The 13,505-nt window shown below is 62.9% G+C and carries 14 protein-coding genes; 5 read left to right on the top strand and 9 right to left on the bottom strand.

Annotation, left to right across the window (positions count from 1 at the left end; all coding sequences use genetic code 11):
• Positions 1 to 85: 85 nt before the first annotated feature.
• The 3 genes from HMI60_RS02700 to HMI60_RS02690 form a co-directional block, all read right to left on the bottom strand.
• Positions 86 to 307 (bottom strand): hypothetical protein, encoded by a 222-nt coding sequence (locus HMI60_RS02700; RefSeq protein WP_055975652.1) that lies wholly within the window; start codon positions 305 to 307, stop codon positions 86 to 88.
• Positions 304 to 1,509 carry an inorganic phosphate transporter gene (locus tag HMI60_RS02695; protein WP_018777529.1) on the bottom strand — a complete coding sequence of 402 codons (1,206 nt, stop codon included), beginning with the start codon at positions 1,507 to 1,509 and terminating at the stop codon, positions 304 to 306. The genes HMI60_RS02700 and HMI60_RS02695 overlap by 4 nt, the downstream gene beginning before the upstream one ends.
• 178 nt (positions 1,510 to 1,687) lie before the next feature.
• Positions 1,688 to 2,206, bottom strand: a complete 519-nt coding sequence (locus HMI60_RS02690) for an HAD domain-containing protein (RefSeq protein WP_039241178.1) — start codon at positions 2,204 to 2,206, stop codon at positions 1,688 to 1,690.
• Positions 2,207 to 2,320: 114 nt separating this feature from the next.
• On the opposite strand from HMI60_RS02690, the gene kynA reads away from it, so the two are divergent.
• From kynA to HMI60_RS02675, 3 genes are read left to right on the top strand one after another with little or no spacing between them, the layout of a single operon-like run.
• Complete coding sequence (kynA, locus tag HMI60_RS02685) at positions 2,321 to 3,190, top strand: tryptophan 2,3-dioxygenase (RefSeq protein WP_018777527.1); 870 nt, start codon at positions 2,321 to 2,323, stop codon at positions 3,188 to 3,190.
• 47 nt (positions 3,191 to 3,237) lie between these two features.
• The gene (locus HMI60_RS02680; protein ID WP_193590514.1) at positions 3,238 to 4,482 is read left to right on the top strand and encodes a kynureninase; all 1,245 of its coding nucleotides are present in this window, start codon (positions 3,238 to 3,240) and stop codon (positions 4,480 to 4,482) included.
• A gap of 7 nt (positions 4,483 to 4,489) precedes the next feature.
• Complete coding sequence (locus HMI60_RS02675) at positions 4,490 to 5,350, top strand: PaaX family transcriptional regulator C-terminal domain-containing protein (protein WP_193590513.1); 861 nt, start codon at positions 4,490 to 4,492, stop codon at positions 5,348 to 5,350.
• Here the strand turns inward: HMI60_RS02675 and HMI60_RS02670 are convergent.
• From HMI60_RS02670 to HMI60_RS02645, 6 genes are all read right to left on the bottom strand, one after another.
• A complete protein-coding gene (locus tag HMI60_RS02670; RefSeq protein WP_193590512.1) occupies positions 5,337 to 6,677 on the bottom strand; it encodes an MFS transporter in 1,341 nt (446 codons plus the stop codon). The genes HMI60_RS02675 and HMI60_RS02670 overlap by 14 nt on opposite strands.
• Positions 6,678 to 6,712: 35 nt before the next feature.
• Positions 6,713 to 7,003, bottom strand: coding sequence for a Dabb family protein (locus tag HMI60_RS02665; RefSeq protein ID WP_018777523.1), 291 nt, complete (start codon positions 7,001 to 7,003; stop codon positions 6,713 to 6,715).
• Positions 7,000 to 8,664 (bottom strand): FAD-dependent oxidoreductase, encoded by a 1,665-nt coding sequence (locus HMI60_RS02660; protein ID WP_193590511.1) that lies wholly within the window; start codon positions 8,662 to 8,664, stop codon positions 7,000 to 7,002. The genes HMI60_RS02665 and HMI60_RS02660 overlap by 4 nt, the downstream gene beginning before the upstream one ends.
• A 50-nt stretch (positions 8,665 to 8,714) precedes the next feature.
• Positions 8,715 to 9,500, bottom strand: a complete 786-nt coding sequence (locus HMI60_RS02655) for an SDR family NAD(P)-dependent oxidoreductase (protein ID WP_055975638.1) — start codon at positions 9,498 to 9,500, stop codon at positions 8,715 to 8,717.
• 228 nt (positions 9,501 to 9,728) lie between these two features.
• Positions 9,729 to 10,523 (bottom strand): IclR family transcriptional regulator, encoded by a 795-nt coding sequence (locus HMI60_RS02650; RefSeq protein WP_079581484.1) that lies wholly within the window; start codon positions 10,521 to 10,523, stop codon positions 9,729 to 9,731.
• Position 10,524: 1 nt separating this feature from the next.
• Positions 10,525 to 11,247: a GntR family transcriptional regulator gene (locus HMI60_RS02645; protein ID WP_018777519.1), complete on the bottom strand. Its 723-nt coding sequence runs from the start codon at positions 11,245 to 11,247 to the stop codon at positions 10,525 to 10,527.
• Positions 11,248 to 11,342: 95 nt separating this feature from the next.
• Here HMI60_RS02645 and HMI60_RS02640 point away from each other — a divergent pair, with 95 nt between their 5' ends.
• Positions 11,343 to 12,281, top strand: a complete 939-nt coding sequence (locus HMI60_RS02640) for an N-acetylglucosamine kinase (RefSeq protein WP_193591117.1) — start codon at positions 11,343 to 11,345, stop codon at positions 12,279 to 12,281.
• 74 nt (positions 12,282 to 12,355) lie between these two features.
• Complete coding sequence (locus HMI60_RS02635; protein WP_193590510.1) at positions 12,356 to 13,483, top strand: DUF2092 domain-containing protein; 1,128 nt, start codon at positions 12,356 to 12,358, stop codon at positions 13,481 to 13,483.
• Positions 13,484 to 13,505: the final 22 nt, after the last annotated feature.

The raw sequence follows: 13,505 nt of genomic DNA, 5'->3' as shown, positions 1-13,505 counted from the left end.
CGACCACGCAGTCATATTCATGGCTACACTGCCGATTATTCTCCCGAATGGACGAAGCTGCCAGAGTAGTTGCTACCCGCAGTTGCTACTTTCCGAAGTACGGAACAATCAGGTAGATGCCGAACAGGACGGCCGCCCCGCAGAAGCCAAAGCAAATGTAGGCCAGGGACCGCATCAGGACCGGGGACTTCTGCTGGGCGTCGCCGGCAATGGCAGTAAGCCGCACGCCGAGGGAGTACAGGACCACGAGCGTCACAGCGGCAAGGAGGGTAACGCCGGCTACCTGCAGCAGTTCCAACCATTTCATCGCTGCACGTCCTTGCTCGGGGTGTTCTTTCGGGACTTCTTCTTCTTGCGGAACCGGACGGCGTGGCCGGCCTCTTCAACCTCGACGGCGTTGTGGTGCCCAACGTGCGATTTCCGGGATACAACGAACATGAAGACGATGGCTGCCGTTCCGGCTACTGCGGCGATCACGACACCCACGACGCCGACCCCAACAAGCAGGGCGGTCAGGGCACCAACGATCGCCGATGCCGGGAGGGTAAACAGCCATCCCAAGGCGATCTTGCCTGCGGTGCCCCAGCGGACGGAGGTGCCTTTGCGGCCCAGGCCGGAACCGATGACGGAGCCGGAAGCAACCTGCGTGGTGGACAGGGCGAAACCCAGGTGCGAGGAAGCAAGGATTGCGGAGGCTGTGCTGGTTTCAGCTGAGAAACCCTGGGCGGGCTTGACCTCGGTCAAACCGGATCCCATGGTGCGGATGATGCGCCAGCCACCGGCGTAGGTTCCGATGGCAATGGCAAAGGCACAGGCGGCGATGACCCAGAACTGCGGTCCGCTGCCAGGTGTCTGGGTGCCCCCGGCGATCAGGACCAGCGTGATGATGCCCATGGTTTTCTGCGCGTCGTTGGTACCGTGCGCGAGGGCCACCAGGCTGGACGTGAAGATCTGGCCCGTGCGGAAGCCGCCTCGCTTTTGCGTGAGCTTGTCGCCGGTTTCGGGATCATGCCGTGAGGTGAGCGCGTAGGCCAGGCGGGTACAGATGTACGCCACCACGCCAGCGATCAGCGGCGCGAAGAGCGCAGGAAGGATGACCTTCTGCAGAACGGTTTCGAAGTTGATGGAGTGGAATCCGATGCCCACAACCGCGGCGCCGATCAGACCGCCGAAAAGCGCATGCGAGGAACTCGACGGCAGGCCCTTGAGCCAGGTGATCATGTTCCAGAGGACGGCACCCATCAGCCCGGCAAAGATAATGTCAGGAGTGATGTGGATGCCGTCGGAGCCTTCGCGGATCAGGCCACCGGAAATGGTCTTGGCCACTTCAGTGGACAGGAATGCGCCCACAAGGTTGAGTACCGCGGCCAAGGCAACGGCCGTCTTGGGCTTGATCGCCCCCGTAGCGATAGGCGTGGCCATCGCATTGGCTGTGTCGTGAAACCCGTTGGTGAAGTCAAAGAATAGGGCCAACGCTATTACCAGCGCGACCATGAAGGTGATATCCACCTGTTGCCCAATCTGCAGAGTCGACGTTCAGCAGTTTCACTTCCCCATACCTGCCATCCACAGCATAGTTCAGCAATTGTTCAACTGACCCTGCTTGCGGGATTCACTCTGGCGGGCTTGAAACCTTAAGAATCCTACGTGCCATCCACTGAGCAGCCAAACGTATGGGATCCCCGGTTCACCCCAGATACCTGCGCACGGCCGCGAGTTCGCCCCGGCTCAACCCTTTGCGGGGATCCGGTGAGATGCAAAGCACACGATCCTGCTGGTATTCGGCCCACGAGCGGGCATCCGACTCCTGGCTGAGCTGGTCGTCAAGCCAGATAATACGTTCACTCCCGGTCGCTGCCAGGTCCTTCTGCAGGGCTACCAGCTTCCACCATTCCGGCCCCTCATCCCAGCCTTGGCTTGAAAGTACCGGCCAGTCCTGGCCGTTCAAGCCGATAGCGGGGCACAGGAACTCCGGCGCGAGGCGCTCCCACGTCGTCAGCCACACGAACCTGGCGGAGGGATGTTCAGCGAGGTCGTTGAGCTCGGCCACGGCTTCAGGCGCAAAGGCAACCTCCAGGATGCCGGCGTCGGCGATGCTCCATTCGCCGCCCCAGTCCGTGGTTCCCATCGGACTGAAGGGGTTCACCACGCCGTCGACGTCAAGGTAGATGGACACGGGCCTCACGGCGTCCCCCATGGAATCCACAATCGTCCCCTCCCCAATAGATGGAAGCCAGCCTACGGGAACGGGGTTTGTTCGGATGCAGCGAGCCAATAATCAATCTCTTGACGTGCGTCATGAAAATGATAATCTCGAGTCATGGAAAAGCCCCCAGTCCACTCCGCCCAGAGCGTCCGCGACATCGAGGACACCGTCCGCACCGATTTCCGGCACGCCATGTCCTACGGCGGGTATCTGGACCTTGATCGTTTGCTTAGCTCCCAACACCCGCTCAGCAAGCCGGAACACCACGACGAATTGCTGTTCATCATCCAGCACCAGACCAGCGAACTCTGGTTGAAGCTGGTGCTGCACGAGTTGTTGGAGGCCAGGCGGCTTTTCGACGCTGACAACCTCGGCAAAGCGCTCAAATGCATTGCCCGAGTGAAGGCAATCCAGCGCACGATGACGGAGCAGTGGTCCGTCCTGGGCACCCTTACGCCGCGCGAGTACGCCCAGTTCCGCGGGTTCCTGGGCAGCTCCTCAGGCTTCCAGTCCTACCAATATCGCGGAGTCGAGTTCCTGCTGGGCAACAAGAACCGCGGGATGCTGCGCGTCTTTGAAAGCGAACCCGAAGCCCACGCCCTGCTGAGCACCCTCCTGGAGGAGCCCACGCTGTACGACGCGTTCCTCGGGGTCCTTTCCCGTGCTGGCTATGACATCCCGGCGGACATCTTGAACCGTGACACGAGCGAGCCGTGGATCTTCCGCAAGGATCTGGTTCCCATCTTCCAGAAGATCTATGAGTCGGATGACACTCAGTGGGGACTCTACGAAGCCTGCGAGGACCTTGTGGACATCGAAGACAACTTCCAGGCCTGGCGCTTCCGTCACCTCCGGACCGTCCAACGCACCATCGGCTTCAAGGTCGGTACCGGCGGATCCTCCGGCGTGGACTTCCTCAAACGCGCCCTGGACCTGACGTTCTTCCCCGAGCTCTACGCCGTCCGCACCGAAATCGGCAACTAAGCACACCACCCCGGGCAGTGCCGCCCAGAACTTCCGCAGGAGAAGCCATGACCACCCCACAGCAGACCCAAAGCCCACTGCAGACGTCGGCCGAACTGGACGCCGCTGATCCCCTCGCCGCCCAGCGTGATGCCTTTTACGCCCCCGACGCCGATCAGCTCACCTCGTACCTGGACGGCAACTCGCTCGGACGCCCCCTGAAGGCAACAGCGGCGAACCTCGCCTCCTTCGTCCACGACGCCTGGGGCAGCCGCCTCATCCGCGGCTGGGACGAGCAATGGATGGACGAGCCCACCGCTGTGGGCGACCGCATCGGCGAAGTGACCCTCGGAGCGGCCCCAGGCCAGACCATGGTGGGTGACTCCACCTCCGTAATGCTCTACAAGATGATCCGCGCCGCTGTCGACGCTCAGCCAGGCCGCGACGAGATCATCATCGACCGTGACAACTTTCCTACTGACCGCTTCATCATCGAAGGGATCGCCAAGGAACGTGGGGCAACGATCAAATGGATCGCGGCCAACCCTGCCAGCGGCGTCCGCGCCGCGGACCTCGACGGGCTCCTCGGTGAGCGGACCGCCGTCGTGGTCCTCAGCCATGTCGCCTACCGCTCAGGGTTCCTGGCGGACGCTAAGGGAATCACCGCCAAGGTGCACCAAGCCGGTGCCCTCATGCTCTGGGACCTCTGCCACTCTGTGGGCTCCGTACCCATGGAACTGGATGCGTGGGGCGTGGACCTTGCCGTCGGCTGCACCTACAAGTACCTCAACGGCGGACCCGGCTCCCCTGCCTTCGCTTACGTCAACTCCTCGCAGCAGGACCGCCTGCAGCAGCCCATCTGGGGCTGGATGGGCGCCGACAACCCCTTCGGCATGACCGAGGCCTACCGTCCGGCGCAGGGCATCCGCCGCTTCATAACCGGCACACCCCCGGTCCTGGCCATGCAACCCCTCAAGGACATGGTCGAACTTATCGCCACTGTGGGAATGGACGCCATACGGGAGAAGTCCATCAAACTCACGGAGTACGCCATCGCGTTGTCCGAGGAACTCCTGGTCCCGCTCGGAGCAGAGATTGTCAGCCCCCGGGACCCGGCAGAACGCGGTTCTCACATCACCGTGGACCACCCGCTCTTCGCCGACGTCACAGCCAAGCTGTGGGAAAAGGGAGTCATCCCCGACTTCCGCCCCCCGCACGGCCTCCGCATCGGCCTCTCCCCGCTCAGCACCAGCTACGCCGAGGTTGAGCTGGGAGTGGCAGCTATCCGCAACGCCCTCGCCGAATTGCGGTGAGCCGGGAATGAGCGCCGTCCTCGATGACATGGACTCCCGTCCAGGGAGCACAACCTCATTGCTGCGCACCGTCATCGGCCTGTACTTGCGCGACGCGGGCGGATGGATGTCCACCAAGGACATTGTGTTGTTCATGGACGCCCTGGGGACATCGGGAACAGTCACGCGGACGGCATTGGGCCGCTTGCGGAAGAAGGACGTGCTAGTGCAGGAGAACCGGGAGGGCATTCCAGGCTTCACCCTGACAGAAGGTGCGGCCACCATGCTTGCCCGCGGCGACCGGCGGATCTACAACCCGCGGACCATGTCGCCCACGGATCCCTGGTGCCTGATTTCGTTTTCGATCCCTGAGACCGAACGTGAGAAACGTCATCAACTGCGGCGCAGATTGCACTGGATCGGCTGCGGGACAGTGGCCGCCGGCCTGTGGATCTGCCCGGATTCCCTCCGGGTGGAAGTGGAGGAAATACTGTCGGACCTGGGGCTGCGCAACGTAACCACAGTCTTCGTGGCCGGTACACCCATGGTGGGTGGCAGCCTTCGGGAAGCGGCGTCCAAATGGTGGGACTTGGAAGCAGTTGCTGAACTCCATAGGGACTTCATCCGCGAACATGCAGCTGCGGTCATTGATGCCGCACCGGAAGTCGAACCCGGCGCCTCCGCCTTCGCTGCCTACGTCCGGTGCATCGACCGGTGGCGCATCATTCCCTACCTCGACCCCGGGTTGCCGCAGGCATTCCTGCCCGCCGACTGGCCCGGGGCCGAAGGTGCCGAGTTGTTCAAACGGATCCTCGCAGCTTATGCGGAACCCAGCTCGGAGTTCGTCCGGCGTTCCCTCCAGGACACCGTGACGGTCACGGCTTCCTGACAGCAGTTCCCCGCCAGTAGGGCTCCCCCAGCTCTCCTATGGGAGTCCTGGCCGTTTCCCGGGAGAAGAAGGCGGAAACTCCGGCGATGGCCATGCACAGTACCGCGAAACCCGCTACGGGAAGCCAGCCGTCGTGGCCCTTGCCCAGGAGCAGTCCTGCGATGAGGGGAGCAAAACCAGCCACCACCAAACCCAACTGGTTCCCCAAGGCCATGCCCGAATACCGGACCGGTGCCGCGAACAGTTCGGCAAAGTAGGCAGGCCAGATCCCGTTGAAGCAGGAGTAAAGCAACGTCATGTTGATGAACGCTGCGGCGAAGACCAGGAAGATGTTGCCCGTGGACAAAGCCGCGAAGTAGGCGAAAATCGTCACCGAGCAGCCGATGGCCGCAGTCAGTAGCAGCGGCCTGCGTCCCAACCTGTCGGAGAGTTTCGCAGTCAGGGGCATCACGAACATGGACAGGCCAATGGCTACCGCATTCACAGTGAGGATGGGTGCCTTGTCGAACCCTGCTGCACCGGTGGCGTAGGACAAACCGAAGACCGTGAAGATCGTCTGCATCACTGACATGATGGACATGCCGATCACCCTCACCACATCCGCAGATTGGAAACGCAGGACTTCCCGTAACGGCAAAGGAGCCACAGCCTTGCGGTCCTTTGCTTCTTCAAAGACCGGAGTCTCATCCAGGTGCGTACGCACCCAGTAGGCGATGCCCAGCACCACAATGGACAACCAGAAAGGGATGCGCCAACCCCAACTCATCAGCGCCTCAGTGGGCAGAGCGGACACAGGAATAAAGACAATCGTCGCGAGCACCATGCCGGAGGCATAGCCGGTCATGACGAAGCTGGTAAAGAAGCCACGTCGCCCTTCCGGTGAATGCTCCAGGGTCAAGGTGGACGCGCCTGCCGATTCTGCCCCTGCGGAGAAACCCTGTGCCAGCCGGCCAATGACCAGCAGAACCGGAGCCCAGACGCCGATCTGGCTGTAACCCGGCAGGAACCCGATGCCAAGGGACGACAGTCCCATCACGGCCAGGGTGATGAGCAGGATCCTCTTCCGGCCCAGCTTGTCACCGAAATGTCCCATGACCAGGCCGCCGACCGGCCGTGCCACGTAGGCCACGCCAAACGTGGCGAAAGCCCCGATCAGGCCAACTGCGGGATCATCGGAAGGGAAGAACAGCGGGCCGAAGACCAGTGCAGCGGCTGAGCCGTAGATGAAAAAGTCGTAGTACTCGAGGGTGCTTCCCAGAAACGAGGCCAAAGCGGCTTTTCCGGGGGTTTTGCGCAGCGTCGTTGGCTGCGAGGCAGTTGTATGCATGGCTGTTCTCCTTTGAACGGCGTCCAGGCGTTGATTCAGAGGTGGAAATCGACGGCGATGATGTGTTCGCTGTTGGGAAACGAATACTTCTTGAGGGGCTCGTGCAGCGGGTGGGTGTTGTAGACCTCGATGTCTTCCGCCGCGGCGAAGTCGGCAACGATCGCGTAGTCGAAGGAGCGTTCCTGCTGCAAGATGTCAGCGCCGTGGGTCAGTTTCAGGAGGCCGGGAATGTTGCCGTCCATGGCATCCAGTCCCGCCATCCACGCGGCTTTGTCGGCTGTGGGAAAATCCGGCTTGAACTTGAACAGCACTGCATGGCGGATCATGCTTCCACCCCTGTCATGACGCTTTCACCCGCGTATTCGGCCGGCTGGCCCGCAATGGTCCGGCCCGCCAGGTACCCCATGGTCATGATGGGACCCAGGGTGGCACCGGCACCCGGGTACCCAGCGGCGTAGGCATTTTCGGTGGTGTTACCGGCAGCGAAAAGGCCCGGAATGGGTTGTCCGTCGACGTCCAGGACGCGTGCCCGTCCGTCCGTGGCTATGCCTCCATTGCTCCCAAAGGCACCATTGACCACTTCCATCGCGTAAAACGGGCCGGTCACCAGCGGGCCGAGCGATGGGTTGGGCCAAGGGCAGTCGTCGTCGCCCCAGTACTTGTCGTAGGCGCTTTCACCCCGGCCGAAGTCCGGGTCCTCGCCTTTGACGGCGAATTCGTTGAAGCGGCTGACCGTAGCCCTCAGTTCCCCGGCAGGAACACCGATCTTTGCGGCCAGTCCCTCCAGCGTGGGTGCTTCCACGAGGTATTCGGGCGTGGGCTGGCCGGCCCGGTGTGCAAGGACGCCGTAGCGCTCCAAGTAGGCGTGGTCGAAGACCACATGTGCCGGTGTATTCAAGGTCTGGTTGTTGGGCGAATCCCAGGACTGAAGGCAGCGCGCAAGGTCGTTGTAGTTCTGTGACTCGTTGGCGAAGCGGCGTCCGTGCCGGTTGACCATGAGCGAGCCGGGCCCTTGCCGTTCGAACCTCAGCAGTGTGCCCACGGGTGCCCCGTCCCGGGTGTCTCCCGTTATTGACATGGGGGCCCACCAGGCTTCGCGGGTTCCGCGGGTCTGTGCCCCGATGCGTTGTGCCATCCTGAGCCCGTCGCCTGTGTTGGAGGGCGGTGAGCACATAATGTAGAGGCGCGAGGCCAGCAACGAATCGGCCAGGGCCTTGTCCCATTCGAATCCGCCGGTAGCCAGTACGACACCATCGTTGGCAAGGAACGTTTCTCCCGATTCGAGTTCGACGCCCGCGACCCGGCCGCCGTCGAGCAGCAATCGTTGACCACGGGCGCCAACCACCAGCGCAGCGCCGTCCCGGACCAGGCTTGCGAGCAGCATGCCAATCAAGGCGTGCCCCTTGGCCACGAGCCCTTGGTCCTGGCGCTGGTTGAGTTGAGCCCACGGAAATTTGGTGAAGGCGCCCCAGTTCTCATACTCCTGCATAGTGAATGGTGCCCTGCCATCGGAGCGGACGTGGCGGGCGAGGTCGCCGAGCGCCTCCCGGATATTGAATAGTTCAGGTTCAACAGTGCGCCCGCCTTCAACGGAACCGGGTAGGTCCTGGCGGTAGTCCGGAAAGTTATCCAGGAAGATGAAGCGGAGCCCGCATTCGTCCTCGGCAAAACGGAGCATGGTGTCTCCAAAATCAAGGGCAGCGTCAAGGAGCTCTTCGCGGCTGCGTCCACGCGCCACGGCCCGGATGTACCGGGCGGCCGCTTCCTTGGAGTCGTCCAGGCCCGCTTGGCGGGCATGGTGGTTGTCAGCCACCCAGAGCATGCCGCCCGAGACGGCAGTGGTTCCGCCGAGAAGTTCGGTCTTTTCGAGCACGACGACGGACTTGCCCGCCCGTGCGGCGGTGGCCGCTGCTGTCAGTGCCCCTGCGCCAGAGCCGACGACGACGACGTCGTAGGTACCGGCCTGTGTGCCGTTGAGAAATTTCACGAAGAATGCCTTTCAGAGGGGAATTGTGGTTCAGTTGCGGATGCTTGGGCTCAGACAGCGGTGTAGCCGCCGTCGATCACCAGCTCGGATCCCGTGGTGAAGCGGGACTCATCGCAGGCAAGGTAAAGAACGCCGTAGGCGATTTCGTCCGGTTCCCCCTGCCTGGGGAGGGGGCTGTTGCCGACCAATTGCCGGTAGTAGGCCTCTGCCCCGATCGCGGACTGTTCCGCTGAACGGCGGCTCATCCTGGTGTTCATGGAACCGGGGTGTATCGAGTTCACGCGGACACCGTGAATCCCGTAGGTAGCGGCGTCGGACTTGCTGAGGAGCCTGACGGCACCCTTCGTTGCGTGGTAGAGGGGCACGTTGCTTCCACCTGTTAGTCCATGAATGGACGAAAAGTTGATGATGCTCCCGGACTGCTTTTCGATCATCCCCGGAACGATGTATTTGGTCATGAGCCAAACCCCCTTGACGTTGACGTCAAAGATGGCATTGAAGTCATCCATGGAGGCGGTGTGGCTTGCTCCGGCGGCACCGATGATTCCGGCTGCGTTGACCAGGATGTCCGGGGTGCCGAGTTCTTTGCTGAGTCTCCCGATCGCTGATGCGACGCTGGACTCATCGGTGACATCGACGTCGTATTCGGTGATGCCCGGGCGGCCGCCTCCGGACGGTGCCCCGGCGCGGTCCAACGACGCCACCAAGGCTCCATGGTCCGCCAACAGCCGGGCAGTCGCGCTCCCCAGGTCGCCCCTGCCGCCGGTAACCACGGCCACTTTCCCGGCCACGCGCCGGGCCGCATCGGCCGGCTTTCCGCGTCTTTCTGAATCCATGATCAAACTCCTCCTGCCGCGGCATTGCGGCGTTCAAACATCACTGCGGCGCAGGGCAGCACGGAAGAGAGCCTCAAGGGGCTGATCGTGAACTTGGGCGAAATGCCGTGAGGGTCTGAGTCCTCTTGGATGGCTCCGGACGGTGGTCCTGTCCGCAGTGCCCTGCTGTGCCCTCCACTTTGCCAGCGGCCCTGTGAGTAGAGCCACAGCGTTACCGATGAACGGGAATCAGATGCTTCCGTTGCTTTGGCGAAGAGCGCCCTTGAGTTCGCCGCGCCAACCGAGGGCACGCGAAATACCCCTTGCTGCCGTCATTAAAACGGGCACACGGACGGCGGCGTTTTCTTCATTCCTGGGCACCACCACACTCAAGGCCGCCACGACGGCGTTGGTGCGGTCGAAGACAGGCACGGCGATCCCACTCGACTCCGGCACGATGATCCCAGGCATGGACGCGAATCCCCGCTGGCGGATCGCTGCCAGGTGGCGGCGCAGTTCGGCTGGATCGGTCAGCGTGGCGTCAGTGAACTTTTCAAGCGTCCGGGAGAGGAAGAGCTCCTGATAGGCGGCTGAGGAATACGCCAGCAGGACAAGCCCGGAGGATGTGCCGTGCACGGGCAGACGTCCGGCCACCTTGGTGATGTCCACCATCGAATCCCTGAAACCAATCCGCTCGATGTAAAGGACTTCATCGGACTCCAAAATTCCCAGCGTTGTTGAATGCCGGACCACAGACTGCACGTCTTCCATGAAGGGCAGCGCGGCCTCACGCAGGCCAACCATCCGGGAGCTTCTGGACACAAGCTCCCACAACCTCGTGCCAATGCGGACCTCGGCATTGGCTTCCCGTTCTAGAAGGCCCTCGGCAAGCATCTCGTCCACCAAACGGTAGGTGGTGGTTACGGGCAGCCCCGAGCGGCGGGCCAGCGTGGCGACGCTCATGGTCCGATGGGAGTCGTCGAACGCGCCGACAAGCCGGACAACCCGACGGATGACGGACTCGCCGGAAGTCGAGTTGGCCACGCTATTCCCCTGATTTCACGCGCGAGACAAACCTGAACCGGTCACCGCGGAAGGTACTGTGAGTCCACTCAACGGGCGCCCCTTTCCCGTCGCGCGCCAGCCTGTTGACCACCAGAAGAGGGGCCCCCATTTCAATCCCCAATATCCGGGCGTCACCCGGGCCGGCCAACGCAGTTTCCACCGTATCCTCGACCTCGGCAATGCTTATCCCGTAAGTGTCCCGGAGAGCGGCATACAGCGAACCCGCCTTGGCAAGGCTGGCCTTGAACCGTGGAAGCCTTCCCGGAAGCCATGCGACCTCATGGGCCAGTGGTGCACCATCGATCAGCCTGATGCGTTCCAGTCTGGTTACCAAGCCACCCTCCGCGAGCCCGAGGTGCGCAGCGACCTCCTGGCTGGCCTTGGTGACATCCAGGGCCACCAGCGTCGAACCAGGTTTCAGTCCCTGCATCCGGGCGTCGTCGGAAAATGAGGTCAACTGCCGCACATGGGTCACCTTGGGGGGTGCGACAAAAGTGCCATGCCCCTGGATCCTCCCCAGCTTCCCCTCGGCAACAAGCTCACTGATGGCCAGGCGCACCGTAGTGCGGGACGTTGCATACGTCTGCGCAAGAGCCCTCTCGGTGGGAATGAGGGTACCGGGCTTCAACCCCGTGATGCGGGCAAGGATTTCGGTCTTGACCATGTAGTACTTGGGTGTTGCCGGAGCTGTATCAGCGGACATACGGACAAACTACCTGTAGACAAGGGGATTGGTCTATGCCAATCTAGGCGGAGTGCCAAACTTGGCGTGAGACGAAGGGATGTCACTTGGAGGAAATGCAGCAGTCCGGGAGCAACAGCGCCACAAACGCTGCCCCGGGTGTCCTCGGGCTCCACATCGGCGGTTCGAAAACCCACGCGGTTCTCGCCGACGACACCCGCTTCTCCGGGGCGGACAATGATGCCCGCCTGGAGATCACCGAAGCACGTGCAAACCTGTCTTCCGTGGGGCACCAGGGCGCGGACGCAGTGCTGCGGCGGATTGCGGCACGTGTGGGCGGTAGTGTCGCAGCAGTCTGTGCGGGAGCGGCCGGCGCCGACACCCCTGCGAGCCGGGCCGTTCTGTCGGCCCTCCTCTCGGAACATTTTCCCGGTGCCAAAATCGAGGTGGTCCATGACACACGCATCATCCTCGCCGCGGCCGGTCTCGAAGCAGGCGTGGTCCTGGTGGCCGGAACCGGCTCTGTGGCCTGGGGCAGGAACCGTGAGGGGCGGGAAGCCCGCAGTGGAGGATACGGCTATCTCCTCGGCGACGAGGGTGGTGGATACTCGGTAGTCCGGGACGCCGTTCGCGAGGCCTTACGGGAGTACTACGCCGGACTTGAACCCGGCCCGCTGGTCCAATCGCTGATGGCAGCCACGGCCAGTGTGGACGCCCTGCAGCTCATGGACTTCTTCTATGCAAAGCCGGAACCCGACCATTGGGCTGGACTGGCCCCGCTCGTCCTTGAGATGGCGCAGGACGGCGACCCTGCGGCGCTGCGGATCCAGGCCGAGGCCGCCCACTCCCTGGCGTCCTTGGCCAGGCAAGTACTGGGCGAACTCGGATTGGATCTTCCCTTGGTGATGGCCGGCGCTTTGCTGGTCAACCAGGACCAACTCGCTGCGGCTGTAGCGCGCAAAGTGTCCTTGGAGGATCCGTCGCTGGTCCGGATACTCCCCCAAGCCCCCGTTTTCGGCGCAGTCAAACTTGCGCGGCAACTGATCCAGCAGTAACGAACCACGAGTGATCCCGACGGCCAACGGGAGTAATCTGGACTCATGCCTTTGATGTGCGGTGGCCGGTAGCAATGACCCGGGCCAGGCGGCGGTGGCTGCCGGCGCTCCTGATAAGCCTTGCCATGGGCATGGCCGTGCTGTTTGGTGCAGTCCAAGCGGGCGCAAGCGGCTCCCTGCCACCCAAAACCGCAGACGAGATCCTGGCCATGATCGCGCGCACCCAGGTCCGGGAGCTGTCCGGAACACTCGAACAAAACGCCGAGCTGGGACTTCCCGAAGTTCCAACGGCCGGCCCCGGGGTTGCGCCCGGAACCGCCTCCGCCTTGGAGTTCCTGACAGGCTCGCACACTGCGAGGGTCTACATTGATGGTCCTTCCAAAGCACGCGTACAGATCCTGGACCGGATGGCCGAGCGCGATCTTGTACTGAACGGCGAGGACGCGTGGTTCTATGACTCCTCGGACAACAGTGCTACGCATGTGAGCATCCCCCGTCCGCCGGTGGGAGCACCCACCGAGTCCCGGGTACCAGAATCACCGCGCCCCACCTTCCCCACTCCCGAGGCTTTAGCGTCGCGCTTCCTGACAGCCATTGACGCCAGCACTGAAGTAAGCGTCGGGAATTCGTCCTCGGTGGCCGGGCGCAGCGCCTACAAACTCCTCCTGAAACCCCGCACGGCGGGCACCTTGGTGGACGCTGTGGCGATTGATGTGGATGCCGAAACCGGCCTCCCCCTCGGCATCGAACTGAGGGCCAAAGGGCAGGCCGGGCCTGCCTATTCACTGGAGTACACGCAGCTGGACCTGACTGCCCCGGACGCCTCGCTGTTTGAATTCGTACCGCCGCAGGGCGCATCGGTCAGCGAAAAGACGATCCCCGCAGCACCCGTTCCTTCCATGACACTGCCTGCGCCCTCCGGCCCAACGACCCAGCCACATCCGACCCAGCCACATCATGGTGCAACGGTTACAGGCGCCGGCTGGGACGCCGTTATCTCCCTTCCGGCGGGAACCGCTCCGGCCGGACTCACCGCCAGCCCGCAACTCACGCAAGCGCTCCAAGCTGTTCCGGGCGGACGCGCACTGACGACATCGGTGATCAGCGTGCTGATTCTCGACGACGGCCGCGTCTATGCGGGCATGGTGCCGTTGGAGCGGCTTCAGGCAGTCGCCCAACAGTTAAACGTCCCTGCCCCGTGACCGACCCAGCGACCAGCCCGCT

This window comes from Paenarthrobacter sp. YJN-D (assembly GCF_015040335.1).
Taxonomy (GTDB): domain Bacteria; phylum Actinomycetota; class Actinomycetes; order Actinomycetales; family Micrococcaceae; genus Arthrobacter; species Arthrobacter nicotinovorans.
This window is presented reverse-complemented; position numbering and strand designations above follow the sequence as displayed.